Source organism: Streptomyces sp. NPDC000075 (genome assembly GCF_040301925.1).
GTDB lineage: Bacteria > Actinomycetota > Actinomycetes > Streptomycetales > Streptomycetaceae > Streptomyces > Streptomyces polychromogenes.
Window position 1 is genome coordinate 1 of sequence record NZ_JBEPFL010000038.1, and the last position, 24,674, is coordinate 24,674.

The following is a 24,674-nucleotide window of genomic DNA, read 5'->3' on the forward strand; positions in this document are numbered from 1 at the left end:
ATGTCAGCCGTCTCCACCACGTCGTCCAGCGTCGCCACCTGGTAGCCGTCCATCGCCGCCTGCAGCGCGCAGATCGGGTCGATCTCGGTGACGATGACCCGCGCGCCCTGACCGCGCAGCGACTCCGCGCAGCCCTTGCCGACGTCGCCGTAACCGCAGACGACCGCGACCTTGCCGCCGATCAGGACGTCGGTGGCACGGTTGATGCCGTCGATCAGCGAGTGGCGGCAGCCGTACTTGTTGTCGAACTTCGACTTCGTCACCGCGTCGTTCACGTTGATCGCCGGGAACAGCAGCTCGCCGGCCTGCATCATCTCGTAGAGGCGGTGGACACCGGTGGTGGTCTCCTCCGTCACGCCGCGGATCTCGGACGCCAGCTGGGTCCACTTCTGCGGGTTCTCGCCGAGGGTGCGGTTCAGCAGGGTGAGGATGTGGCCGTACTCCTCGGAGTCCGCCGTGGACGGGTCCGGGGCCGCGCCGGCCTTCTCGAATTCGACGCCCTTGTGGACGAGGAGGGTGGCGTCACCACCGTCGTCGAGGATCATGTTCGGGCCGCCGGTGGGGGTGTTCGGCCAGGTCAGCGCCTGCTCCGTGCACCACCAGTACTCCTCCAGCGTCTCGCCCTTCCAGGCGAAGACCGGAACGCCCTGCGGGTTCTCCGGGGTGCCGTTCGGGCCCACCGCGATGGCGGCGGCCGCGTGGTCCTGGGTGGAGAAGATGTTGCAGGAGGCCCAGCGGACGTCGGCGCCGAGCGCGACCAGGGTCTCGATCAGGACGGCGGTCTGCACGGTCATGTGCAGCGAGCCGGTGATACGGGCGCCGGCCAGCGGCTGCGCCTCGGCGTACTCCCGGCGGATCGACATCAGACCCGGCATCTCGTGCTCGGCCAGGGTGATCTCCTTGCGGCCGAAGGCGGCAAGGGAAAGGTCGGCGACCTTGAAGTCCATGGGTGCTGCTCCTCATGGGTCGAGAGGTTGGGTACGGCTGAGCCGCGCACGGGCAAGCCGGTGCGCCGAGCACAGTCCGTCGCGGGGCCCTCTCTCCCCTCGGCCGGTCACGAGGACCGCCCGACCGCCATCAGCGGCGACGCCTGACACTGATGACGAATCTACACCGATCGGCGCAGCGGGCCCCAGCCCGCGGGGGAACGAGTCACGGCCTGTTTTCGGGCCGTCCGGCGGAGGGTTCGGGGCCTTTCGGACTTTTGATCCACTCCTTATCTGGTGGAGGATTCCGTTGGACGGACCCATCGCGCGAAGGAGATTCCACGTGAGTACTACGGCCGGCCCTCCCGGTGGCGGAGGCGCGAGCGGGACGGAGCGGCTGAAGCTGCTCGCCGTCACCGCGTGCCCCACGGGGATCGCACACACCTACATGGCCGCGGAGAAGCTCCAGCAGGCCGCCGCCGAGCTCGGCGTGGAGATGAAGGTGGAGACGCAGGGCTCCATCGGGGCGGAGAACGTGCTCTCTGACAACGATGTCAGAGAGGCGGACGGGATCATCATCGCCGCCGACAAGGAGGTCGACCGCGCACGCTTCGCGGGCAAGCGGGTCCTCTCCACGGGCGTCGCGGACGGCATCCACCGGCCGAAGGAACTGATCGAAGGGGTGCGCACCGCGCCGGTGCAGGGCGGGGACGGGGCCCCCGGCGGTCCGGCGGGCGGGGGAAGGGAGCGCAGCGCCGCGTACAAGGCGCTGATGAACGGCGTCTCCCACATGATCCCGTTCGTCGTCGTCGGCGGTCTGCTGCTCGCCGTCTCGATCGCGCTGGGCGGGCACACCACGCCCAAGGGCATCGAGTTCGACAAGGACTCGTTCTGGTTCTACGTCAACTCGCTGGGCGGTCTCGGCTTCAAGCTGATGCTGCCGATCTTCTCCGGCTACATCGCCCACGCGCTCGGTGACCGGCCCGCGCTCGTGCCGGGCATGATCGGCGGGTTCCTGGCCGCCGACGCCGTGAACATCTACGGGGCGGACGCCAACGCGGGGTTCCTGGGCGCCATCGCCACCGGCTTCCTGGCCGGCTACCTGGTGGTGTGGATCAAGAAGGTCAAGGTTCCCCGGTTCGTCCAGCCGATCATGCCGATCATCGTGATCCCGATCGCGTCGACGCTGGCGCTGGGGCTGTTCTACATCTACGTCATCGGGCAGCCGATCTCCTGGCTCTTCACGCACCTGACCGACTGGCTGAACGGGATGACCGGCTCCAGCGCCATCGTCCTCGGCGCCCTGATCGGCCTGATGATCGCCTTCGACATGGGCGGCCCGGTCAACAAGACGGCCTTCCTCGTGGCCGTGGGCCTCATCGGCACCAACAACGCGGTCATGGGCATGGCCGCCGCCGCGATCCCCGTCATGCCGCTCGGCCAGGGCCTGGCGACGCTGCTGCGCCGCAGGCTCTACACCGACCAGGAGCGGGAGGCCGGCGTGGCCGCCCTGTTCATGGGATTCTTCGGCATCTCCGAGGGGGCGATCCCCTTCGCCGCCGCACGGCCGGCGCAGGTCATCCCGGCGAACATGCTCGGCGGCGCGGTCGCCGGTGCGGTGGCCGGACTGGCGGGGGTCGGGAACTCGGTGCCGCACGGCGGTCCGGTCGTCTCGCTGTTCGGCGCGATCAGCGGGGTGGCGATGTTCTTCGTGGCGATCGCCATCGGCACGGTCGTGACCGCGCTCACCACCAACGCGCTGATCGAGATCAAGGGCCGCAGGGCCGCCCGGGCCGGTGCGCCGGAGGCGGGCCCGGTGCCCGAGCCGGTGCTCGCCGGTGTGGGCGCCGGGGCGGGCGGTACGGCCGTGGCCGCCGCCACCGCGCCGGCCCCCGGAGCCGCGGCCGCCGAGGAGGCGGAGGTGCTGTCCGGCTATCTGACGGAACGGACCGTCAGGACGGAGCTGGCGGCGGACTCCAAGGAGGCGGCGATCCGCGAGATGGCCGGGATGCTGGCCACCACCGGCAACGTGCGTGACGTCGAGGAACTCGTCCGCGTCGCCCTCGCCCGGGAGGCGCAGGGCACGACCGGGCTCGGCGAGTCGATCGCGATCCCGCACGCCAAGACGGACGCGGTCACCCGCCCCACGGTGGGCTTCGCCCGGTCCTCCGAGGGCATCGAGTGGGGCTCCCTGGACGGCACCAAGGCCCGGCTCATCTTCATGATCTCGGTGCCGGAGGCCTCCGCCGGCGACGAGCACCTGCGGATCCTGGCCCTGCTGTCGCGCAAGCTGATGGACGGCGGGTTCCGCGACCGGCTCCGGTCCGCGCCGGACGGGCCGGCCGTCCTGGAGGTCCTGCACGAGATCCGTTAGGCCCGTCTCCCGCGCCCCGTCCGCCGGGCCCCGTACCGCCTCGGTACGGGGCCCGGCGGCGTACGGGCAGTGTCCGAATCGGTATGTACGGACTTGGCGCACCGGGCCCCCGGCGGCGTTCGGCGCATCGCCGTCGACCTACGATGCAAGGCAGGTACATCGGAAGGGACGAAATGACACACAGGCCAGGACGCAGACGCGGGATCGCGGCGATCGTCCTGCTGGTGCTCGGAGCGGTCATCCTCGGCGGGGTGACGGTGGCGAAGGCCGTCAACCCCCCGTCGCGCTACTCGGAGGGCAAGGCGGCCGGCTGGCAGATGGCGCCGACCTACACCGACGGGGAGAGCATCTACCTGGAGCCGGTGGACACGGGGAAGCTGCACCGGGGGGACGTCGTCCTCGTCTCCGTCCCGTGGTCCCTGCAGAAGACGCAGATGAACCGGGTCATCGCCGTGGGCGGGGACCGCATCCGGTACAAGCCGAGCAGCAAGACCAGCGGCCAGTACCGGCTGGTGCTCAACGGTGATCCGCTGGACGAGCCGTACCTGGAGCAGTGGAAGAACCCTTCGGCGGTGGCCTTCGACGTGACGGTGCCCGAGGGGTCCGTGTTCCTGATGGGCGACAACCGGATGAACTCGGACGGCTCGCAGTACGCGAACAACGGGCCGGTCCCGGCGGACAACGTCTCCGCCAAGGTCGTGATGTACCCGATGGCGAAGCTGGCCGTGTGGGGGCAGCTGGCCGGTGCGCTGGTGCTGGTGGCCGGCGCGGTGCTGGCGTTCGTGTCCCGGCGGGCGCGCAGGCGGGCCACCGCGCGGGAGGCCGCGGCCGCCACGCCGGCCGGGCCGGCCGAGCCGGTCGCCGCGGCGGCCGGGTCCGGTGAGCGCGCGGACGCGCAGCCGTAGCGTTCCCCCTCCCTCATACGGGCGAAGGCCCCCGCGGCTCGTGACGAGCCGCGGGGGCCTTCGTGTGTCCGGTGCCGGACGGGCCGGACGGGCCGGAGGGTCCGGTCAGCGGCCGTCGGCCTTGGCGGCGTCGGGGTTGTAGATGTCGGGCTCCAGGTAGATCACGCGGGCGATCGGCACGGAGGCGCGGATACGGGCCTCGGCGGCGTTGATGGCGTTGGCCACCTCGGTCGCGGTGTCGTCGTGCTGGACGGCGATCTTGGCGGCGACCAGGAGCTCCTCGGGGCCGAGGTGCAGGGTGCGCATGTGGATGACGCCGGTGACGGTGTCCCCGTCGACGAGCGCGGCCTTGATCTTCTCGACCTCCGCCGTGCCGGCGGACTCGCCCAGCAGCAGGGACTTGGTCTCCAGGGCCAGGACGACGGCGATGACGATCAGCAGGGTGCCGATGCACAGGGTGCCGATGCCGTCCCACACGCCGTCGTCGGTGATGAGGGCGAGGCCGACGCCGAGGAGGGCGAGGACCAGGCCGACGAGCGCGCCGAGGTCCTCCAGCAGGACCACGGGCAGCTCGGGGGCCTTGGCGCTCTTGATGAACTGGCCCCAGGACTGGCTGCCGCGGGTCTCGTTCGACTCCTTGATGGCGGTGCGGAAGGAGAAGCCCTCCGCGATGACCGCGAAGACGAGGACGCCGACGGGCCAGTACCAGGACTCGATGGGGTGCGGGTCGTGGATCTTCTCGTAGCCCTCGTAGATGGCGAACATGCCGCCGACGGTGAAGAGGACGATGGAGACGAGGAAGGCGTAGATGTAGCGCTCGCGCCCGTACCCGAAGGGGTGCTGCGGGGTGGCCTCGCGCTGGGCCTTCTTGCCGCCGAGGAGGAGCAGGCCCTGGTTGCCGGAGTCGGCGACCGAGTGGACGCTCTCCGCGAGCATCGACGAGGAGCCGCTGAAGAGGAATGCCACGAACTTGGCCACCGCGATGGCCAGGTTGGCGGCGAGTGCCGCCACGATCGCCTTGGTGCCGCCCGACGCGCTCATGGGTGCTGGATGTCCTCTCCTGGCCGCTGACTACGGCGGCACATTGTTGCAGCCGGCCGTGCGGCCGATGCCGTGTCAGACGACGACGGTGGCCCGGAACACGGTACCGGTTCCGGACAGTTCGACCTTTTCGCCCGCCGGGACGAAGACCGACTCGCCCGGGGCGAGGGCCAGTTCGCCGACGGCCGGGGCGCCGGCGGTGCAGAGCAGGATCTGCGGGGCGGTGTCCGGGAGGGCGCGGGACGCGCCGCCGGGGGCCAGGACGAAGCGGGAGAGGCGGAACTCGTCGATGGGGGTCTCGTAGACCTCCTCGCCGTCGCCCTCGGGGCGCAGGACGCCGGGGGCGGTGGGTTCGAAGACGACGACCTTCAGCAGTTCGGGGACGTCGACGTGCTTGGGGGTGAGGCCGCAGCGCAGCACGTTGTCCGAGTTGGCCATGAGTTCGACGCCGAGGCCGTCGAGGTAGGCGTGCGGGATGCCGGCGCCGAGGAACATGGCCTCGCCGGGCTGGAGGCGGACGTGGTTGAGGAGCATGGCCGCGATCACGCCCGGGTCGCCGGGGTAGTCGTGCACGAGGCCCGCGTACGGGGCGTACGGGCCGCCGAGGCGTTCGGCGGCGGCGGCGGTCTCGGCGACGGTGTGGGCCATCTCCTCGCGGTCGGCGGTGAGGACGGCGGTGAGGACCTCGCGCAGGGCGGCGTCCTCGGGGTGGGCGCGCAGCAGGTCGACGTACGGCTTCAGGGAGTCGACGCCGAGGCCTTCGAGGAGGTCGGCGGCCTCCAGCGGCGGGCGGAAGCCGCACAGGCCGTCGAAGGGGGTGAGGGCGCAGATCAGTTCGGGCTTGTGGTTGGGGTCCTTGTAGTTGCGGTGGCCCGCGTCGATCGGGACGCCCCGGCGCTCCTCGTCCTCGAAGCCGGCCCGGGCCTGGGCGAGGTCGGGGTGGACCTGGAGGGAGAGGGGGGCGCCGGCGGCGAGGACCTTCAGGAGGAACGGCAGTGCGGGGCCGAACTTCGCGACGGCGGCGGCGCCGAGCTCGCCCTCGGGGTCGGCGGCGATGACGGCCGACAGGGTGGTCTCGCCCGCTCCGCGGTCGAGGCGGGACGGGGCGCCGGGGTGGGCGCCCATCCACATCTCGGCCTGGGGTTCACCGGTGGGCTCGACCCCGAGCAGGGCCGGGATCGCGGTGGTGGATCCCCACGCGTAGGGGCGGATCGTGTTCGTCAGGCGGTCCATCGTCGTCGTCTTCCTGGAGCTGGTGCGGTGCGGGCACGGGTGTGTGCCTCAGCTGTGTCCCCGGCCCGCCAGCGCCAGGTAGGCGGTGGCGAAGTCGGTGACGGCGAGGAGTTCGGCGAGCTGTTCCAGCTCACCGCCCTCCTCCGGTTCGAGCTCGCTGACGGCCGTGTCGTGGCTGAGGGCGAGCTCACGCGCGGCCGGTGCGGCGGTGAGTCCGCCGGTAGGCCGGTCGCGCAGCAGTACGACGCGGGCGCGCAGGGCCTGGGGCTCCTCGACGCGGTCGCGGAAGAAGTCGTCCGGGTCGGCCCCGGCGGCGAAGGCCCCGGAGAGCAGGACGCCGTGCGCGGGGAGGGCCTCGGGGAGGTCGGCCGCGAGCGCGGGGCGGCCGGCGAGTTCGGCGAGGGTCGCGGCGAAGCGGCGGCCGGCCGGTCCGGCGCCGGTGCCCTCGCTCCAGATGAGGGGGAGGGAGTCGGCGAGTTCGGCGGCGAGGGTCTTGGCCGGGTTGGAGTAGGTGGCGATGGCCGGGCCGCAGCGTTCGGCGGTGCGGTCGAGGCGGTCGGCGACGCGCTGGAGGGTGTCCGGGGCGGCCGCGATCAGCCCGACCTTGTCGAGGAGCACCAGCAGTGGGGTGAGCAGGGCCCACAGGGCGCCGGGGCCGGCGGCGGCCGACTCGTCGTACTCCTGGTACGGGGCCTTGGCCATCGGTACGAGGAGCCCGTGGGCGCCGTCGACGGTCTCGCTGAGCGGGGAGCGCTCGGGGGCGACGGCGACGACGGTGCAGCCCCGCCGGTAGGCCTGTTCGGCGAGGACGCCGAGGCCGGGCTCGCTGCCGTCGGTGGTGGCGATGAGCAGCAGGTCCACGGGGCCCGCCCAGCCGGGCAGGGTCCAGCGCAGCGCCCCGGCGGCGTGCGCGACGCCGGTGGGGTGCAGGCGGGTCACCGGGGCGGAGGCTCCGGCGAGGGCGCCGAGGAGGTCGGCGACGCCGGTGGCGGCGGTGCCGGGGCCGGCGATGAGCACCGCCCGGGGGCGGCCGTCGGGACGCAGGTCCGCGAGGCCAGCCTCGGTGGCGTGCCGGGCGGCGGTGCGCACGCGGGCCCCGGCCTCGGCGGCGCCGCGGAGCAGGCCGCGGCGGTCGGCACGGGCGAGATCGTCCGGTGCGTCGAGGAGTGACTCGTCGAGCATGGGGGCCTCCGGCGGGGTTGACGGATCCAGGCTGGTCGAGCGGGGCGCGGGGCCGCCGGGTCAGGCGGGGCGGCGGGCCTCGTCCACGAGGAGGACCGGGATGCCGTCGCGGACCGGGTACGCGAGGCCGCAGTCCTGGCCGGTGCAGATCAGCTCGGGGGTGGTCTCGTCCGCCGAGTTGTCCTGGAGGGGGGCGTGGCAGGCGGGGCAGGCGAGGATCTCCAGCAGGCCGGCTTCGAGCGGCATGGGGCGGTGTCCCTTCGGGGATGCGGATTGGGCGTGGTCAGCGTACCGCCGAGTCACTGGGCGTGCGGCTCGGCGGCGGGGCGGGGGCTGCGCCCGGCTCCTGGGGCTCCGCCCCGGACCCCGCGCCTCAAACGCCGGCGGGGCTGGATTCTGCCCCTGCGGCGCCGTTCCGGGGGCTCTGCCCCCGCGCCCCCGCGCCTCAAACGCCGGCGGGGCTGGTTCTCGGGCCGGTCTGACCCCGCCGGCGGTTTTCGTCAGGCGCGGACCAGGGCCAGGACCTCGTCGCGGATCTTGATGAGGGTGGACTCGTCGCGGGCCTCGACGTTGAGGCGCAGGAGCGGCTCGGTGTTCGAGGGGCGGAGGTTGAACCACCAGTCGGCGGCGGCGACGGTGAGGCCGTCGAGCTCGTCGAAGGTGACGCCCTCCTGGCCGGCGTAGGCGGCCTTGACGGCGGCGGTGCGGGCGGCCTGGTCGGCGACGGTGGAGTTGATCTCGCCGGAGCCGACGTAGCGGTCGTAGGAGGAGACCAGCTCGGAGAGCGGGCCCTCCTGGCCGCCGAGGGCGGCGAGGACGTGGAGCGCGGCGAGCATGCCGGTGTCCGCGTTCCAGAAGTCCTTGAAGTAGTAGTGCGCGGAGTGCTCGCCGCCGAAGATCGCGCCGGAGGCGGCCATCTCGGCCTTGATGAAGGAGTGGCCCACGCGGGTGCGGACGGGGGTGCCGCCGTTCTCGCGGACGACCTCCGGGACCGACCAGGAGGTGATCAGGTTGTGGATGATCGTGCCGGTGCCGCCGTTGCGGGCCAGCTCGCGGGCCGCGACCAGGGCGGTGATGGCGGACGGGGAGACGCCCTCGCCGCGCTCGTCGACGACGAAGCAGCGGTCGGCGTCGCCGTCGAAGGCGAGGCCGAGGTCGGCGCCCTCGGCCTTCACGCGCTCCTGGAGGTCGACGATGTTCTTCGGGTCGAGGGGGTTGGCCTCGTGGTTCGGGAAGGTGCCGTCCAGCTCGAAGTACATCGGGACGAGGTCGAGCGGCAGGCCCGCGAAGACGGTGGGGACGGTGTGGCCGCCCATGCCGTTGCCCGCGTCGACGACGACCTTCAGGGGGCGGATCGCGGTGAGGTCCACCAGGGACTTCAGGTGCTCGGCGTAGCCGGGGAGACTGTCCAGCTCGGTGACGGTGCCCGGGACGGTGCCGGCGGGGACCTCGGGGGCGCCCTCGTCGGTCCACTTCTCCGCCAGCTCGCGGATGGTGGCGAGGCCGGTGTCCTGACCCACGGGGGCGGCGCCGGCGCGGCACATCTTGATGCCGTTGTACTGGGCCGGGTTGTGGGAGGCCGTGAACATGGCGCCGGGCAGGTCGAGCTTGCCCGAGGCGTAGTACAGCTGGTCGGTGGAGCACAGCCCGATGAGGGTGACGTCGACGCCGCGGGCGGCCGCGCCACGGGCGAAGGCGGCCGACAGGCCGGGCGAGGAGGGCCGCATGTCGTGGCCGATGACGATGGCGCTCGCGCCGGTGACCTCGACGAACGCCGCGCCGAACAGTTCGGCCAGCGGCTCGTCCCACTCGTCCGGTACGACGCCGCGTACGTCGTAGGCCTTGACGATGTTCGAAAGATCTGCGGCCACTGCCTGCCCTCCTGAGGATTCCGTGCGGTGGAGCAAACCTACCTTGTACGGAGAGTGGCTTTTCAGACGATCTGAGTGTCAGGAGTCGGGCGAGCGCAGGACGCGCAGGTGTCCGCGGCGCGTCTCGCCGGACGCCGGGCCGCCCCCGGAGGAGCCGCCGGCCTCGGCCGCGCGCTCGGGCGGACGGGCCGCCTCACGGACGGCGTTGGCCAGCGCTTCGAGGTCGTCACCGCTGCGGGCGGACGGGCCGGAGCCGTCCGACAGGCGGACGACCTCCCAGCCGCGCGGCGCGGTCAGGCGCTCGGAGTGCTCGGCGCACAGGTCATAGCAGTGGGGTTCGGCGTAGGTGGCGAGCGGACCGAGAACTGCGGTCGAGTCGGCGTAGACGTACGTCAGTGTGGCGACGGCAGGGCGGCCGCACGCGGTGCGCGAACAGCGACGTACAAGGCTCACGACGTTGGACGGTACCGCACTCTTGACCGGGCCGCGACGACTCTCCCCCCGGCCACTCCCCCGTGTCGTGTCCGCCGGGTGGTGACGAACAGGGGCAGCGAGTCCGTAATGGTGCGCGATCTTGGCCGGATCGTTCGGGGTGTGACACCGCCGCGACACCAGGTCGTGACCGGATCGAGGCCGTGGCGCGCCCCCGCGCGCGGGCTACCCTGCCGGGGTGACGGACAGTTCGCTTCCTCCCCTCCCCGGATCCGACGCCCAGGCCCCCCGGGAGCCCCGGCCCCGGCGGCGCGACCGGCACGGCCGCGGGATGCGCGGGCCGCTGGCCCCGCCCCAGGTCCCGCTCTCGGCGAGCCGGGCCGAGATCTTCGGCGACCTCGTACGGGACTCCGTGGAGCGGCTGGAGCGGCGGTGGCCGCAGCTGGACGAGGTGGAGTTCGTGATCGCGGACGTGCCTGGGCCGCCGGGCGGTCCGGACGCGGGCTGGAACGACGAGGCGGTGCCGCTGGGCGGGGTGGTGGAGGCCCGCGACGGGCGGCCGGCGCGGATCGTGGTGTTCCGGCGGCCGGTGGAGATCCGGGCCAAGTCCCGCGACGAGCGGGCGCTGCTGGTGCACGAGATCGTCGTGGAGCAGGTGGCGGAGCTGCTGGGGCTCTCGCCGGAGACGGTCGACCCCCGGTACGGGCAGGACTGAGTCCGCCGCGCCGGGGGCCGGACCGGGCGTTCAGCGGAGCAGGACCGAGGGGTCCTCGACGGCCTCGGGGACGGACACGCGGGAGCGGTCGTCCGCGAAGGTCTGGACGGTGAACATCGGGATCCCGTCCTGCGGCAGGGTCAGGGTGCGGGCCGCGTGGACCGGGCCGCCGGAGAGGGTCTCGACGGTCAGCGCGTAGGGGCCCTTGCCGCCGGCGGGGGCCGGCACCGGGGTCACCGCGCGGGTGGTGCCCGCCTTGAGGGTGAGTTCCTGGACGGCCGCCGTACCGCCCTCGGCGCCCGGGGAGGCGGTGACGCGGACCTTGGCGTCGGCGCCCGCGGCGGTGAGGGTCAGGGTGGTGGCCTTGTCCTCGGGGCGGGCGTCGGCGACGGTGGCCCGCTCCCCGACCGGGGGGCTCGCCGGGATGAAGGCCACCTCCTGCTTGGCTCCGGTGCCGCGGACCACCCGCAGCGCCGCCACCACGGGGACGGGCTTCTTCGGGTCGGCGGGGGCCAGGAACAGGGCGCCGGCCTCGCCCCGGGTGATGTCCCCCAGGTCCACGGAGGCGGTCATACCGGCCTTGACGTGCAGCCGCTCCTTGCCGGCGGGGCTGATCGAGCCGTTCGCGCCGGACAGCTTCACGGTCAGGTCGGCGTCGTCCTCGCCGGGGGCGAAGGCGACCAGCCGGACCGAGGCGGCGTCGGCCGGGATGCCGGGCAGGACCAGGGAGCCGGCCGGGCCGGCGGAGGCCGGGAGCCAGTCGGAGCCGACGCCGTCCTCGGTGATCTGCGTGGAGGCGCCGACCCGGCCGGAGCCGGTGGTCACGTGCGCGGTGACGTCCGGGAGCTGGGCGTCGGCGGCCAGGGTGGCCAGCCACACCTTGGTGGTGGAGTGGGGTTCGACCGTGATGACCGCGTCGGCGGTGCCCGGCTTGGGCTTGAGCAGGCCGTCGGGGCCGTAGAGCTTGATGTCCACCTCGGCGACGGTGTCGTCGGGGTTGGTGAGGTGGACGTAGTCCTGGCGGCCCTTGGCGGTGCTGACGCCGGGGAACCAGAAGTCGGTGCCGGGCGTGGTGCAGGCGAGCCCGAGCAGCCCGCGCGCCTGCCCGACCGCGACCTTGGTGGTCTGCTGGGCGGTCCAGCCGGGGGCCAGGGCACCCACGGCGGTCCCCGTCAGCGCGGGCGCCTCGGCGCCGGAGGCGGTGGCCGTGACCGGCTTGCCGGGCTCCTTGGGCTCCAGGACGGCCTTGCCCTCCCTGGTGGCCAGCCGGGCCGTCCCCGTGCCCGCCGCGCGGCCGGGGAAGGCCGGGGTGAGCGAGGTGTAGGTGGTGTCGGCGATGTCCGAGGAACTGGGCGCCGGGCAGACCAGCACGGACCGCTCCACCGGCATCCGCGCGGCGGCCGCGCGCCGGGCGTCGGCGGCCGGGGCGGCGGTGGGGGCGGTGACGAATGCCAGGCCGCAGGCGGCGGCGAGGGCCGCCGTCACGGCCGCGAGCGTGAGGGGGGCGCGCTGCTTCACGGCTGGGGGCTCCCGTCCGGACGCGGGTGGTGCTGTCCGTAGGTGTCGTACTGCTGGGGCTCGTACTCGTACGGCTGGGGCTGCTGCTGGTGCGGGAAGGGGGGCTGCTGCCCGGAGCCGGCGTAGGTCCCGCCGTACCCCGGCTGCTGCGGGTACGGGGGCGCGGCGGGCTGCGGCTGCCCGTAGCCGGGCGCGTACGGGGTCTCGTACGGCGCTCCGGAGCCGGGCTCGTGCGGGGGCGCGTAGCCGGGCTCGTACGGGGGTTCGTAGGCGTAGGGCTCCTGGTAGGCGTACGACTCCTCGCCGTACACCTGCTGCGCGGGGATCTGCGCGTACGGGTCGACGAGGGCCTCGGCCGGGCCCGCCTCCGGCTCCGCGGCCGCGGGCGCGCCCCGGCGGCGGGCGCGGCGGCCCTGCCCGGCCTCGGCGCCGCCGGCGGGGGCCGTCTCCTCGGGGAGGTCGTCGTCGAGGCGGGCGCGGCGGCCCGGCAGGGCCATCACCAGCAGTACGAGGGCGAGCAGGCCCTGCGCCCAGTGCCAGGCGTCGCGGGTGGCGGAGTCCTGGTGGACCAGGTCGAGGCGGCCGCCGCCCTGGGGCAGCCGGAAGCCCTGCGCCCAGCCGTCGAGGGTGACGGGGGTGAGGGGCTTGCCGTCGAGGGTGGCCTTCCAGCCGGGGTCGGCGCGGTCGGCGAGGCGCAGGGTGCGGCCCTCCTCGCCGGCGGGGATCTTCGCGCGGGCGGCGACGGGTCCGGCGTCGACGGCGATGGGGGCCTGGCCCTGGCGGGCCGGGACGATCGTGACGCGGGCGGGGAGCCGCTGGACCTCCCAGACGGCGGTGCCGTCCTCCTGGTGGTGCTGCTTGAGGCCGGGGGTGCCGTCGAGGATCCGCCGCAGGGCGACGGGCCCGCCGGGCGGGATCATCACGTACCGGACGGCGAACGCGGCGAGCTGCTCGGACTGGTCGGCGCCGGAGCCGGAGACCAGGCTGGAGACGGCCTTGGTGAGACGGGGCTGGGAGCCTGCCTCGGCGAGGACCTCGGCGTCACCGAGGCCGACGCCGCCGCCGCGCACCAGGGTGTAGGAGACGGTGGCGGGCGAGGTGCCGCCGAGGACGAGGGTGCGCGTGCGGTTGCTGTCGTCGGACTGGGCGGCGACGAAGGCGGGGACCTGGACGGGGTCGCGCCGCCCCAGGGGCCCGTCGGCGCCGGCGACCGTCCAGACGGCCGCGGCGAGCAGCGGTCCGGCGGCCGCGGCCAGCGCGACGAGGGCGGCCAGCGGCTGGCGCCAGCCGAAGCTGCGGGCGGCGACGCGCTCCTTGGCTCCGTCCGCGCCGAGGACGGCGGCGGCGATGAGGGCGAGCCCGTAGAGGAGGGCGGCGGGGCCGGCCCAGCCGGTGCGGTTCAGCAGGACGGCGAGGAGCAGTCCGGCCAGGGCGGTGGTCCAGGCGGTGGCGATGGCGAGGCGGCGGTCGGCGCGGAGCAGGGCGGCGAGGGCGGCGAGCAGGGTGCCGGCGAGGAGCAGTCCGCCGCCGGTGCCGGGGCCGCCGGGGTTGGCGGTGAGCAGGCCGAGGGGGGTGGCGGAGCCGCTGCCGTAGGGGAGTCCGGCCTCGCGCAGGAGTCGCGCGGGGTGGGTGAACAGGCCCAGGGACCAGGGGGCGAGGACGAGGACGGGTACGGCGAGGGCGGCGAGCAGCCGGGGGGCGTACGTCTTCCAGCGCGCCCGGCGCACCAGGACCGCGGCGGCGCCGAGGACGGCGGCGAGCGGCCAGGCGACCGGGGTGAAGGCGGTGGCCAGGGTCAGCAGCAGGGTGTACGTCCACACGGCGCGCCAGGTGCCCGGGGTGTCGCGGTCGGCGAAGCCGAAGGCGGTGACGGCGGAGCGGGCGAGGAGGGGCAGGAGGATCGCGAGGACGGCGGTGCCGAGGCGGCCTCCGGCGAGGGCTCCGGTGACGGCGGGGAGGAAGGCGTAGGCGACGGCGGCCCAGGCGCGCAGCAGCCGGGACTCGGCGAGCGGCCGGGAGGCGAAGTAGGCGGTGAGGCCGGCGAGGGGGACGGAGCAGACGAGCAGCAGGGCCAGCGCGGCCTTGGTGGAGCCGAGGAGCAGGGCGGAGAGGCCTGCCAGGACGGCGAGGTAGGGGGGCGCCCCGGCGGTGGTCCCGGTGCCCGCGGGCTGCCAGTCGGTGGTGTAGCGGTGCCACAGGTCGAGGGCGTCCGCGGGGGCGGGCAGGAGGGCGCCGCCCATGAGGGTGCCGCCGCCGATCAGGGCGCGGCAGGCGGCGAGTGAGACCAGCAGGAGCAGGGCGAAGAGGACGGGGGCGGGTTTGCGGGCGATCCGCTTGAGCCGGGAGAACTGTTCGATCTCCAGGTAGTCGGCGTCGTCGCCGCCGGGCCCGGATTCGACGGCGCCGCCGTGCCGTCCGCCGGGGGCGGTGTCGGTGTCGCGGCCGGAGCCGAGGTAGGAGGCGAGCTGTTCGGCGCTCGCGCGCAGGGTGGCGCCGGGCGGGGGGAAGAGGGGGCGCAGTTCGGCGGCGGGGGCGGCGGTGCGGCGGCGGGCCTTGCGGGCGGCGAGGATCCGGCCGGGGCGCAGCAGGGTGGCGAGCAGGCCGGTGAACTCGGCGGCGGCCTGGCCGGGGGCCTTGCCGATGAGGTAGCCGAGGGTGCGCAGGAGGGTGCCCAGGACCAGGCGCAGCAGGACGTAGGGCAGGGCGCGGCCGGGGGTGTTGGCCAGCAGGGTGTGGACGGCTCCGGCCTTGTCGACGCGGTGGGGGTCGACGGCGGAGCGGCCGGCGCAGTCGACGGTGCGGCGTTCGCGGGCGGCGGCCTCGGCGTGGCGCAGGACGGCGTCGGGGGCGACGAGGACGGTGTGGCCGGCGCTGTGGGCGCGCCAGCAGAGGTCGACGTCGTCGCGCATGAGGGGCAGGCGGCGGTCGAAGCCGCCGAGGGCGTCGTACACGTCGCGGCGTACGAGCATCCCGGCGGTGGAGACGGCGAGGACGGGGCGGACCTGGTCGTGCTGGCCCTGGTCCTGTTCGCGGCGGTCGAGGCCGGTCCAGCGGCGGCCGCCGCGGGCGATGGTGACGCCGGCTTCGAGGAGCTGCTTGGTGTCGTACCAGCCGCGGAGCTTGGGGCCGATGACGGCGGCTTCGGGGTTCTGGTCGGCGACGCGCAGGAGTTCGGTGAGGGCGTCGGGTTCGGGGGCGCTGTCGTCGTGGAGGAGCCAGAGCCACTGGACGGGTTCGCCGTGGGGGAGGTCGGGGAGGTCGTAGGCGTCGTCCCGCCAGGTGCGGCTGACGGGGTCCCAGCCGCTGGGGCGCTTGAGGTAGGGGAGGTCCTCGGGGGTGAGGGTGCCCGCACTGCGGGCGGCCTCGTCGACGGCGGCGCCGAATCCGGTGCGGCGGGCGAGGTGCAGGACGTGCTCGTCGCCGAGGGCCTCGGCGAGCAGGCGGGCGGACTCGTCGGAGCTGCCGGTGTCGGCGGCGACGTGGGCCTGCGCGGGACGTTCCTGGGCGAGGAGTCCGGCGAGGGTCTGGGGCAGCCAGCGGGCTCCGTCGTGCGCGACGAGGACCGCGGTGACGACGTGCCGGGGGAATTCTGGGGCGCCGGCGGCCTGGTGGGAGACCGGCGAGCTGCTGTGCGGGGACATCGCGGTACGGGCCCTCCGGCCTGGGGATCCGGGGGTGCTGTGCCCTCGGAGGCTGCTGGACAGCGCCCCACACTAACGGCTGGGAAGGGGCGGGTCCGCCTCCTGTGGAGAAGGCCCTGAACGCGACGGTCCGCCTCCTGCGGGGAAGGTGCGGGAGGCGGACCGTTTGCTCTGTGCCGTGTGCCGTGCGGCGCTCCGTGGAGCGCGGTTGACCGGGGGTCTTCGCCATCTGGTGCGGCCCGGCCGGTGCGGCCGTCGCGGTGCGGCCGGTGCGGTGCGGCCTGTTTCAGACCGCTGCCTTCTTCAGGCGGCGGCGCTCTCTTTCGGACAGGCCGCCCCAGATGCCGAATCGCTCGTCGTTGGCGAGTGCGTACTCAAGGCATTCGGAACGGACCTCGCAGGCGAGGCAGACCTTCTTGGCTTCGCGGGTGGAGCCGCCCTTCTCGGGAAAGAAGGATTCGGGGTCGGTCTGGGCGCACAGAGCGCGCTCCTGCCATCCGAGCTCCTCGTCCGCCTCCTCGACCAGCAGTTCCTGAAACAGCTCGGTCATGTGCGCCCCTCGCTCTGTCTGTGCGTCCCCGTGGTGTTGCCGTTACCGATCGCCGGGTAACGACACGAGTGAAATTACAAGTGTGTGTCTTCTGCCCAGTCAAGCCGAGATCTGCTATTGGGCGCCTTATTCACTCTGCGGAACCAAGCCTATACAGAAAGTGTTCATATCGCCAAAAATCGTGACAGAAGCCACCGCCCACCGACGAGTGGCCCCCTCCCACCTGGGCGACGCGTCACTCCGTGGAGGGGTTGCAATCCGGCCGAAGATGCGGCGCGGATCACATTCCGGTCACGACTTGGCGTCGGGAGGTTTGAGCGCGGCTCACGCTGGCGTGCGTGCAGCGGCACCTGCCCGGGCCCGGACTGCACAAACCTTTCTCCGCGGACAGTAACCGGATGAGGTGAAACTTTCCCCTCAAACCGGACATTGGGTTGACAGTCCGGCCCTCCGCCCGGTCTCCTTGTCTGCATGTCAGCGCCCGCAGCCACCAGCCGGACCCCCATTCGTGGGTTCCTGTGCGCTGCCCAGGTTCGCTGTTGCTGTTGCAGCTGTTGATGCCACCGGAGCCCCCGGCTCCCCTGAGCACCGGCCATCCCCCCACAGCAACCGCCCCGCACGACTGACATCCGTCGAGGACACCCCCACGATGAACAGCGCCCCCGCTTCCACCGTCGCCGCCCCCTCCGTCACCGCCACCCCCGCCCCCCGCGCCGAGGCCCCCGCTCCCGCCGCCGTCGAGAGCGACCTCCAGATCGCCGGCGACATCCTGGCCGTCCAGCACCTCCTCCAGCCCGCCCGCGAACACCCGGTCACCGTCGCCGAGTTCGCCGGCCTCGCCCGCTCCATCGCCGAAGACCGCGCGAGCTGGGAACACCTGGTCCGGTACGACGCCACCACCCGCTGGTACCACCGCCTGCGCACGGGCCCCGGCTACGAGGTCTGGCTGCTCAGCTGGGTCCCCGGCCAGGGCAGCGGCCTCCACGACCACGGCGCCTCCTCCGGCGTCCTGACCGTCCTCGCCGGCCAGCTCACCGAGCACACCCCCCGCGGCCGCCTCACCCACCGCCCCGGCGCCCAGCGCGTCTTCGCCCCCGGCTACGCCCACGAGGTCGTCAACGACACCCTCGAAGGAGCGGTCAGCCTGCACGTCTACTTCCCCGGCCTGACCGAGATGCCGATGCGCGGCTGCTCCCCGGCCCACCGGGAACACGCGTCCGCCTGACAGACTGCGCTGCATGCGCATTGTTGTTCTGGCCGGCGGTATCGGCGGCGCCCGTTTCCTCCGCGGACTCCAGTCGGCGGTCCCCGACGCGGAGATCACCGTCATCGGCAACACCGGTGACGACATTCACCTGTTCGGGCTGAAGGTCTGCCCCGACCTGGACACCGTGATGTACACCCTCGGCGGTGGCATCAACGAGGACCAGGGCTGGGGCCGCACCGACGAGTCCTTCACCGTCAAGGAGGAACTCGCGGCGTACGGGGTCGGACCCTCCTGGTTCGGCCTCGGCGACCGCGACTTCGCCACCCACATCGTCCGCACCCAGATGATCGACGCCGGCTACCCGCTCAGCGCCGTCACCGAGGCCCTCTGCGACCGCTGGCAGCCCGGCGTCCGCCTGCTGCCCATGACCGACGACCGCGTCGAGACGCACGTCGCCGTCAACGACCCCGAGACCGGCGAACGCCGCGTCATCCACTTCCAGGAGTACTGGGTCAAGCTCCGCGCCTCCCTCGACGCCGAGGCCGTCGTCCCCGTCGGCGCCGAACAGGCCAAGCCCGCACCCGGCGTACTGGAGGCCATCGCGGCCGCCGACGTCATCCTCTTCCCGCCGTCCAACCCCGTCGTCTCCATCGGCACCATCCTCGCCGTACCCGGCATCCGCGAAGCCGTCACCAAGGCCCCCGCCCCGGTCGTCGGCCTCTCCCCCATCGTCGGCGGCGCGCCCGTACGCGGCATGGCCGACAAGGTCCTCGCGGCCGTGGGCGTCGAGTCCACCGCCTCCGCCGTCGCCCTGCACTACGGGTCCGAACTGCTCGACGGCTGGCTCGTCGACACCGCCGACGCCGAAGCCGTCGACACCGTCACCGCCGCCGGCATCCCCTGCCGGGCCGTGCCGCTGATGATGACCGACCCCGAGGCCACCGCAGCCATGGCCCGCGCCGCACTCGACCTCGCCGCCGGGCAGGCCCGGTGAGCGGCCCCTCGTACGAGGTGCGGGCCCTCCCCGGGATCCCCGAGGTCCGGCCCGGCGACGACCTCGCCCGGCTGATCGCCGACACGGCGCCCGGCCTGCGCGACGGGGACGTCCTGCTGGTCACCTCGAAGATCGTCTCGAAGGCGGAGGGCCGGATCGTACGGGCCGACTCGCGCGAGGAGGCCATCGACGCGGAGACCGTACGGGTCGTCGCGCGCCGGGGCCCGCTGCGGATCGTCGAGAACCGGCAGGGGCTGGTCATGGCGGCGGCGGGCGTCGACGCCTCCAACACCCAACCCGGCACCGTCCTGCTGCTGCCCGAGGACCCCGACGCCTCGGCGGCGGCCATCCGGGCCGGGCTGCGGAACCTGCTCTCCGTCGACGTCGGCGTCGTGGTCACCGACACCTTCGGCCGGCCCTGGCGCACCGGACTCACCGACGTCGCCATCGGCGCGGCCGGCGTCCACGTCCTCGACGACCTGCGCGGCGGCACCGACGCCCACGGCAACCCGCTCAGCGCGACGATAGTGGCGACGGGCGACGAACTCGCCGCCGCCGGAGACCTCGTCAAGGGCAAGGCCGCCGGGCTCCCGGTGGCGGTCGTCCGCGGGCTCGGACACCTGGTGGGCGGCGCCTCCACGGCCCGCGACCTGGTCCGGGCACCGGCCGAGGACATGTTCCGGCTGGGCACCTCGGAGGCGGTACGCGAAGCCGTCACCGGGCGGCGCACCGTCCGGGCCTTCACCGACGAGCCCGTCGACCCGGGCGCGGTACGGCGCGCGGTCGCGGCGGCCGTGACCGCCCCGGCACCCCACCACACAACACCCTGGCGGTTCGTCCTGCTGGAGTCGCAGGCCTCGCGGCGGGAACTGCTGGACGCCATGCGGGACGCGTGGATCGCGGACCTGCGGGCCGACGGCAAGTCGGAGGAGTCCATCGCGAAGCGGGTCCGGCGCGGCGACGTCCTGCGCGGCGCGCCCTACCTGGTGGTGCCGTGCATGGTCACCGACGGGGCGCACGACTACGGGCACGCGCGGCGGGACGCGGCCGAGCGGGAGATGTTCGTCGTCGCCATGGGCGCCGGCGTGCAGAACTTCCTGGTCGCACTGGCCGGCGAGCGGCTGGGCTCGGCGTGGGTGTCCTCGACGATGTTCTGCCGGGACGTGGTGCGCAAGGTGCTGGGCCTGCCGGCGGGCTGGGACCCGATGGGCGCCGTCGCGGTGGGCCACCCGGCCGCCGCCCCGGCGGAGCGGCCGGGACGGGCGGCGGAGGACTTCTTCGAGGTCCGGTAGGGACCCGGTCCCGCGACCGGCTCAGATGCGGCCGATGTCGCTCCGGTACATCCGGGGCGCGCGGCGCGGCGGGGTGTGGCCCGCCAGGAGGATGAGGCGGGCCGCGCGGTGGCGCTGGCCCGCGTACGGGGCGAGGAGCTCCAGCATCTGCGCGTCGTCGGCGTCCCGCTCGCCCGTCAGGGCGTAGCCGATGATGCCGGGGAGGTGCAGGTCTCCGGTGGTGACGGCGTCCGCCGCGCCGTTGCTGCGCTGGAGGGTCTCGGCGGAGGTCCACGGGCCGATCCCGGGCACCGCCTCCAGCCGGGCGGCCGCCTGCGGCAGCCCCATGGCGGCGGCCTCCTCCAGCCGGGCGGCCACGCGGGCGGCCCGCACGATGGTGCCGGAACGCTTCATGTCGACCCCGGCGCGGTGCCAGTCCCAGGAGGGGATCAGCGCCCAGGCGCGGGCGGAGGGCATCACGTACAGGTCCGGCCGCCCGGCGGGGCCCGGAGCCGGCCCCGGCGCCGGCTCCCCGTGCTGGCGCACCAGCCGGCGCCAGGCGCGGTAGGCCTCGTCGGAGGTGACCTTCTGCTCCAGGACGGTCGGGATCAGCGACTCCAGCACCAGCCCGGTACGGGTCAGCCGCAGGCCGGGACGGCGGCGGTGGCTGGCGTGCACGAGCCGGTGCCGGGGCACGAAGGCGGCCGGGTCGTCGTCGGCCCCGAGCAGCGCCGGAAGCTGGTCGAGCACCCAGTCCGCCCCGGGCCCCCACGCCTCGGCGTCGGCCCCGTCGGGGGTGAGGGAGACCCGCAGCGTGGCCGGCCCGGCGGGCGTCCGGGTGGCCCGCCAGACGGAGCCGTCGGGGGTGGCCCGGAAGGTCGGGTCGCCGGGCCCCCGGCGCAGGGGGCCGAGGACGAGACCCAGGTCGAGGGGCCCCTCACACCGCCAGAGCCGCCGCGTACCGCCGCCGGCCCGCGTACCGGCCCCGGCGGGCACGGGCGTCCGCCCGGCCCGGAGGTCGGTACGGGTCGGGGGGTCGAATCGGCCGGCCATGCTTCGAGGGTAACGGCGGGGTAGGACAGGGGGGCGCTGTCGCCCCTTGGGGCGGGGGCCCGCTATCTCCCCCTCGAGGGGTAGGGCCCGGGCGGTGGCCGCCCACCCGCCTCCCCGGGTGCGGGTGGGCGGGCCGGGGGCGGGGTCCCGCCGGGCGGCGACCGGACAGCCATCCGGAACCGGGAAGGGCGGGACCCCACTCAGCGGTCTCAGGGAAGGGTTGGGGCTTTCCCGTCAGTCTCATCGTCCTTCCGCGTCGGGCCGGTCAGTCAAGAGCGCTCCTTCGTCGCGTCGCTACGCGATGTCGCTGCGCTCCACTCTTGACAGCCCGACCCGCCACGGAAAAACGAAGACTGCCGGGAAACCCCCAAAAGGACGGCACGGGTCATGGTCATGCAATCGGCGGCCTCAGCGACCAGCCGGGGAGCCGGAGCACGGCAGACCGGGCATCCGGCCCCCATCAGGCAGCAATCGGCGCCACCCCACGCATCAGATCGCTACGCACTCCTCATTTCGCAGCGTCCGCAGCCCGTCCGGGGCCGCTTCCCGCCCCCAAGGCTGACGGAATCGGCATCCGCGACCGCCGGGCGCAACAGACTACGCGCTTCTCGAATTTCGGCGTCCGACGACCGCCCAGGGCTGATACCCGCACCAAATGACGAACGGCGCGGCGTCGGCTTCACTCCGGGGGCTGGCTGTACCTCTCCAGGGTCGCCTTGCTCGTGGAGCGGTCGACCAGCCGCAGTTCCCAGGGACCGGTGTTCACGTCGAAGTCCTTGCCGAAGCCGACCCACTTCCCGGTCATGCGCCGTCCGGTCGGTTCGATCAGGAGCTGGATGGCACCGTGGTAGCGGGCCCCGTTGTAGTAGCCGTCTGCGGCTGTCTGCTCGACCCATGTGCCCGTGGCCACGTTACGGTCGACGGTCAGGTCCAGCGTGAGCGGGCTGTCGGGGTTGCTGCTCGCCCCGGGCAGACTCTGGACCGTCAGCCGGTTCCCGTGCTGGACGATCACCACGTAGTGCTTGCCCTCGTACGAGTCGCCCCGGCTCGAAGAGAAGAACTCGTAACGGCTGACCCACACCCCCGAGAACGTCTCCCCGCCCGGCTGCGCGCCTGCGGCTCCGCTTCGGCCGTCCATCCTGGTCAGTCGAGAGGGAGGGATTGGTGGGCGGCGACGATGGCGTCGATGCGGTGGGCGAGGTCGAAGTCGGCGGCGGTGAGACGGTGTCCCGCGTCATGAGTGGTGACGGTGGCCCGCAGGTGGTCGATGCGCAGGTCGAGGTCCGCGTGGTGCTGGACGCGGCGGGACCGGTCGGCGATGGTGACGATGGCCGCCACGGCGGCGTGGTACCGGATCTCGTAGGTGCGGGTGATCTCGTCACCCTTGCGTTCCCAGCCGGGCAGGTCGGCCAGGTTCTCGGCGATCTCCTCGTCGGACAACACCCTCGGCACGCCCATGTCAGCTCCCCTTGCCAACCGGCGCCAGGATCTCCGCGAAATCCCGGCCTACGGGGGCATCGTGCCATGGGCGCATCGCCCGTTCCAGGGTGCGCAGTTCACGCACCATGCGTGCGGATCTCGTCTCGATGGCGATGTCGACGGCCTCGCGGGCGATCTCGACCGCGTGATCGGGCTCCTGGGCAGTGGCTGCCGACGTGGCGTGCCGGGCGAGGTAGACGCCACGGTCGCGGCGAGCGGTCGCGGGCACGACGTCGAGGACCTGTGCCCAGAGCGAGTCCGCTTCCCGGCCGAGGCCGAGCCGGCCGTAGCAGGTGGCGCGTTGGACCTCCAAGTAGCCGGGGGTCCTGCGGCAGGCGTTGCCCCAGGGAAGGTCGTCGTCGACACGGGCCAGAAGGCCGTCGGCCGTGTCGATGAGCCGGTCCACAGCGGCCCGGTCGCCGGTGAGGCTGGCACCGTGCGCCTGCTGCTGCAAGGCCATGACGCGGATCTTGGGCAGGATCATGAGGACCCAGATACATGTCGGCCCGGTAGTGCCCTTCGAGCTGCTGCTCGAAGTAGTCGATGAGAGCCGGGTCGACGTGCTGGGACGACATCGGTCCGGGCACGAGAGCGGCGGCGGTGACGGAGACGAACTGTCTTCTGTTCACGTCTTCCCCCTGGCGGGCCTCGGGGCGGATCCATCCGGCAGGCACGGTGAACCCCAGGTCCTCGGGCCACCGGCCGAGGGCGTCGTGCAACACGATCGCGGTCTCCTCCGACGGCCAGCCCGGCCGCTCCCCCTCCCAACGCCGCCAGGTACGAGGCGAGACGTCGAAGTGCCGGTCCTGGAGAAGCCGCCGCCCGTGCTCGGACAGCCCCTTGGCAGCCTGATCCATGGTGCGCCAGCCGACACGGAGTCTTGCCGCCCGCAGCGCGTCATTGCGTTGACTCATGGGCCCAGCTTGAGGCGTCATCGCACCCGTTTCCGGCCATGGCCGCCACATGGCCACCGATGGCCACGCGATGACCTGTCTGCCCGTCTGTCCGCCAGCCCATCATCTCCGCATGACCGCCAACGGTGCAGACGAACAGTCCGAGTTGCACGACTGCTACCACCCCAGCCCCGGCCTGTTGGCCCGGGCGGCGGCCGGGTGGGCCAGGTTCCTGCGCAGCGCCCCCGAGCAGAGGGAGCCGGACGATGAGTGAGCAGTACGAATACGTCCCCCATCGCCTCCTGCGCCGCCGCGTCCGCGACCTCGCCTCCGGCACCGAGGGCGAACTGATGGCCGTCATCAACGAGGACGTCTCCGACTGCCCCACCTACGAACGCTGGATGGAACTCGCCTACATCCGGGGCGCATCCGGCCGAGAATTCACCACAGCCGTCGAGAACGTCGTGGCTGCCTACGACCAGCCCGCCCGCCGTACGTAGTGCGCGCACTCGGCGACGGAAACCTGTCCTCGGCCGGCGCATCACCTCACATCGATGGGAGAACGACGATGGCCAGGCGTGACTACGAAGACGATCCGACGGCACCTCCGGCGAACAGCCTCGTTCCCGCCGCCTCCGCCGTCGTCGTGGGCGAGGACGGGCGGGTGCTCCTCCAGCGCCGGACCGACAACGGGATGTGGGCCCTTCCCGGCGGCAGGATGGACCTGGGCGAGTCCATCGGCGACTGTGCGATCCGGGAGACCTACGAGGAGACCAGCATCACCGTCGAGATCACGGGCATCGTCGGCACGTACACCAACCCCGGTCACGTCTTCGCCTACGACGACGGCGAGGTCCGCCAGGAGTTCTCCATCTGCCTCCTGGCCCGCCCCACCGGCGGCACCCTCCGCTCCTCGGACGAGTCCTTCGAAGTCGCCTGGTTCACCCCCCAGGAGACCGACGCCCTCCCCATGGTCCCCAGCATCCGCAAGCGCCTTGACGACTGGCGATCCGGCAACGGCCCAGCCGTCCGCTGACCTCCGTCACACCGACCCACGACGACCGTCCGCCGCTGAAATCGCAGGAGCGCGTAGCGATCTGACGCGCCCACCGGTCCCGGATGCCGATTCCGTTGGCCTTGGGGGCGGGTAGCGGCCCCAGGCGGTCGTCGGACGCTGAGACGGGAGGAGCGCGTAGCGATCTGATGCGTGGGGTGGCTCAGATTGATGGTGATGGAGGCCGGACGCCCGGTCTGCCGGCCCCCGACGACCCCGACGGATCGCTGATCCCGCCGATTGCATGACCTGCGTCCGTCCCGTTCCTTTGGGGGGTTCCCGGCAGTCTTCGTTTTTTCGTGGCGGGACGGTCTGTCAAGGGTGGCCGAAGGCCA

The 24,674-nt window shown here is 73.4% G+C and carries 22 protein-coding genes and 1 pseudogene; 9 read left to right on the plus strand and 14 right to left on the minus strand.

Features of this window, described 5'->3' with window-relative positions; translation table 11 throughout:
* The coding region (locus ABT403_RS32205) for an adenosylhomocysteinase (RefSeq protein ID WP_351650420.1) at nucleotides 1-947 on the minus strand (947 nt) is incomplete at its 3' end.
* A 322-nt stretch (nucleotides 948-1,269) separates the two neighbouring features.
* Here ABT403_RS32205 and ABT403_RS32210 point away from each other — a divergent pair.
* Together ABT403_RS32210 and lepB are read left to right on the plus strand one after the other, a co-directional pair.
* On the plus strand, nucleotides 1,270-3,300 hold the full coding sequence (locus ABT403_RS32210; protein ID WP_344168773.1) for a fructose-specific PTS transporter subunit EIIC: 2,031 nt from the start codon (nucleotides 1,270-1,272) through the stop codon (nucleotides 3,298-3,300).
* A gap of 173 nt (nucleotides 3,301-3,473) precedes the next feature.
* Nucleotides 3,474-4,205, plus strand: coding sequence for a signal peptidase I (gene lepB / locus ABT403_RS32215; RefSeq protein WP_344168770.1), 732 nt, complete (start codon nucleotides 3,474-3,476; stop codon nucleotides 4,203-4,205).
* A gap of 105 nt (nucleotides 4,206-4,310) precedes the next feature.
* Here the strand turns inward: lepB and ABT403_RS32220 are convergent, their stop codons facing one another.
* From ABT403_RS32220 to ABT403_RS32245, 6 genes are all read right to left on the minus strand, one after another.
* On the minus strand, nucleotides 4,311-5,246 hold the full coding sequence (locus ABT403_RS32220; RefSeq protein ID WP_344168767.1) for a cation diffusion facilitator family transporter: 936 nt from the start codon (nucleotides 5,244-5,246) through the stop codon (nucleotides 4,311-4,313).
* A gap of 75 nt (nucleotides 5,247-5,321) precedes the next feature.
* Complete coding sequence (gene manA, locus ABT403_RS32225; RefSeq protein ID WP_344168764.1) at nucleotides 5,322-6,479, minus strand: mannose-6-phosphate isomerase, class I; 1,158 nt, start codon at nucleotides 6,477-6,479, stop codon at nucleotides 5,322-5,324.
* A gap of 48 nt (nucleotides 6,480-6,527) precedes the next feature.
* Entirely contained in the window at nucleotides 6,528-7,661 is a 1,134-nt protein-coding gene (locus ABT403_RS32230; protein WP_344168761.1) for an SIS domain-containing protein, read from the minus strand.
* A 60-nt stretch (nucleotides 7,662-7,721) separates the two neighbouring features.
* The gene (locus tag ABT403_RS32235; protein ID WP_344168758.1) at nucleotides 7,722-7,907 is read right to left on the minus strand and encodes a Trm112 family protein; all 186 of its coding nucleotides are present in this window, start codon (nucleotides 7,905-7,907) and stop codon (nucleotides 7,722-7,724) included.
* 254 nt (nucleotides 7,908-8,161) lie between these two features.
* Nucleotides 8,162-9,532: a phosphomannomutase/phosphoglucomutase gene (locus ABT403_RS32240; RefSeq protein ID WP_344168755.1), complete on the minus strand. Its 1,371-nt coding sequence runs from the start codon at nucleotides 9,530-9,532 to the stop codon at nucleotides 8,162-8,164.
* A 78-nt stretch (nucleotides 9,533-9,610) separates the two neighbouring features.
* Complete coding sequence (locus ABT403_RS32245; protein ID WP_344168752.1) at nucleotides 9,611-9,985, minus strand: DUF3499 domain-containing protein; 375 nt, start codon at nucleotides 9,983-9,985, stop codon at nucleotides 9,611-9,613.
* A 217-nt stretch (nucleotides 9,986-10,202) separates the two neighbouring features.
* Between ABT403_RS32245 and ABT403_RS32250 the strand changes: the two genes are divergently transcribed.
* Nucleotides 10,203-10,679, plus strand: coding sequence for a metallopeptidase family protein (locus tag ABT403_RS32250; protein WP_344168749.1), 477 nt, complete (start codon nucleotides 10,203-10,205; stop codon nucleotides 10,677-10,679).
* A 30-nt stretch (nucleotides 10,680-10,709) separates the two neighbouring features.
* Here ABT403_RS32250 and ABT403_RS32255 read toward each other — a convergent pair whose 3' ends face one another.
* From ABT403_RS32255 to ABT403_RS32265, 3 genes are all read right to left on the minus strand, one after another.
* Nucleotides 10,710-12,197, minus strand: a complete 1,488-nt coding sequence (locus tag ABT403_RS32255) for a DUF5719 family protein (protein ID WP_344168746.1) — start codon at nucleotides 12,195-12,197, stop codon at nucleotides 10,710-10,712.
* Entirely contained in the window at nucleotides 12,194-15,838 is a 3,645-nt protein-coding gene (locus ABT403_RS32260) for a glycosyltransferase family 2 protein (RefSeq protein WP_344168743.1), read from the minus strand. Before ABT403_RS32260 ends, ABT403_RS32255 begins: the two co-directional genes overlap by 4 nt.
* A gap of 286 nt (nucleotides 15,839-16,124) precedes the next feature.
* A complete protein-coding gene (locus ABT403_RS32265) occupies nucleotides 16,125-16,388 on the minus strand; it encodes a WhiB family transcriptional regulator (RefSeq protein ID WP_003983763.1) in 264 nt (87 codons plus the stop codon).
* 649 nt (nucleotides 16,389-17,037) lie between these two features.
* Between ABT403_RS32265 and ABT403_RS32270 the strand changes: the two genes are divergently transcribed.
* From ABT403_RS32270 to ABT403_RS32280, 3 genes are read left to right on the plus strand one after another with little or no spacing between them, the layout of a single operon-like run.
* Complete coding sequence (locus ABT403_RS32270) at nucleotides 17,038-17,613, plus strand: cysteine dioxygenase (RefSeq protein WP_344168739.1); 576 nt, start codon at nucleotides 17,038-17,040, stop codon at nucleotides 17,611-17,613.
* Nucleotides 17,614-17,626: 13 nt separating this feature from the next.
* A complete protein-coding gene (gene cofD / locus ABT403_RS32275) occupies nucleotides 17,627-18,589 on the plus strand; it encodes a 2-phospho-L-lactate transferase (protein WP_344168736.1) in 963 nt (320 codons plus the stop codon).
* Nucleotides 18,586-19,881 carry a coenzyme F420-0:L-glutamate ligase gene (locus ABT403_RS32280; protein WP_344168733.1) on the plus strand — a complete coding sequence of 432 codons (1,296 nt, stop codon included), beginning with the start codon at nucleotides 18,586-18,588 and terminating at the stop codon, nucleotides 19,879-19,881. Before cofD ends, ABT403_RS32280 begins: the two co-directional genes overlap by 4 nt.
* A gap of 21 nt (nucleotides 19,882-19,902) precedes the next feature.
* On the opposite strand, the gene ABT403_RS32285 is transcribed toward ABT403_RS32280, so the two are convergent.
* From ABT403_RS32285 to ABT403_RS32300, 4 genes and pseudogenes are all read right to left on the minus strand, one after another.
* The gene (locus tag ABT403_RS32285) at nucleotides 19,903-20,913 is read right to left on the minus strand and encodes a DNA-3-methyladenine glycosylase family protein (protein ID WP_344168730.1); all 1,011 of its coding nucleotides are present in this window, start codon (nucleotides 20,911-20,913) and stop codon (nucleotides 19,903-19,905) included.
* 679 nt (nucleotides 20,914-21,592) lie between these two features.
* Nucleotides 21,593-22,078, minus strand: a pseudogene (locus tag ABT403_RS32290) (XRE family transcriptional regulator); the annotation flags it as partial.
* A complete protein-coding gene (locus ABT403_RS32295) occupies nucleotides 22,057-22,371 on the minus strand; it encodes a 4a-hydroxytetrahydrobiopterin dehydratase (protein WP_344168727.1) in 315 nt (104 codons plus the stop codon). The gene ABT403_RS32295 and the pseudogene ABT403_RS32290, both read right to left, overlap by 22 nt.
* A 1-nt stretch (nucleotide 22,372) precedes the next feature.
* Nucleotides 22,373-22,876, minus strand: a complete 504-nt coding sequence (locus ABT403_RS32300; protein ID WP_344168724.1) for an NsdA family TPR-like regulatory protein — start codon at nucleotides 22,874-22,876, stop codon at nucleotides 22,373-22,375.
* Nucleotides 22,877-23,418: 542 nt separating this feature from the next.
* Here ABT403_RS32300 and ABT403_RS32305 point away from each other — a divergent pair.
* The 3 genes from ABT403_RS32305 (at nucleotide 23,419) to ABT403_RS32315 (ending at nucleotide 24,321) form a co-directional block, all read left to right on the plus strand.
* The gene (locus ABT403_RS32305; protein ID WP_344168721.1) at nucleotides 23,419-23,559 is read left to right on the plus strand and encodes a hypothetical protein; all 141 of its coding nucleotides are present in this window, start codon (nucleotides 23,419-23,421) and stop codon (nucleotides 23,557-23,559) included.
* Nucleotides 23,552-23,785 (plus strand): hypothetical protein, encoded by a 234-nt coding sequence (locus tag ABT403_RS32310; protein WP_344168718.1) that lies wholly within the window; start codon nucleotides 23,552-23,554, stop codon nucleotides 23,783-23,785. The genes ABT403_RS32305 and ABT403_RS32310 overlap by 8 nt, the downstream gene beginning before the upstream one ends.
* Nucleotides 23,786-23,853: 68 nt before the next feature.
* Nucleotides 23,854-24,321: an NUDIX hydrolase gene (locus ABT403_RS32315; RefSeq protein WP_344168715.1), complete on the plus strand. Its 468-nt coding sequence runs from the start codon at nucleotides 23,854-23,856 to the stop codon at nucleotides 24,319-24,321.
* Nucleotides 24,322-24,674: the final 353 nt, after the last annotated feature.